1 protein-coding gene is annotated in these 411 nt (G+C 45.7%); it reads right to left on the bottom strand.

All coding sequences use genetic code 11. From position 1 onward, the window contains the following. Positions 1-411: hypothetical protein (locus ER13_RS18900; RefSeq protein WP_197019828.1), on the bottom strand; the 411-nt coding region annotated here is incomplete at both ends.

A 411-nucleotide genomic window follows, 5' to 3' on the forward strand; every position in this document is an offset into this window, starting at 1 on the left:
GGTAGGGGTGCTGCGCTTGTCTCCTCTTCACTAACTTTAATTTCAACAGCAGACTCAGACACTGCGGATTCTTCAGATGTAGTAAGCTCCTCTTTGTCATCTGAAGATTCAGTTTCTTCTATAACCTCTGCCGGTGCCGTTTGAGGAGTGACGTCAAAGGAGATTGATAATTCATCCCCGCCGACTGCTCCACTAACTGCAGGAGCTTCCGCCTGCTTTTCTTCGATTGGCGTTTCATCTTCTTCCGCTTGAGAACTAGGAAATTGTTCTTGACTATCAGAAGCAGATGGAATATCAGCTTCTTCTCGCACTTCTTCAACTGCTGTAGATTCAAGAGGTTCTTCCACATTGACAAAATGTTCGTCTTGCTTCAAATCTTCTGTTGTGTCCGCTGTCTCCTCCGCTAACTTC

Origin of the sequence: Brevundimonas sp. EAKA, assembly GCF_000698025.1 — a bacterium.
Taxonomy (GTDB): domain Bacteria; phylum Pseudomonadota; class Alphaproteobacteria; order Caulobacterales; family Caulobacteraceae; genus Brevundimonas; species Brevundimonas mediterranea_A.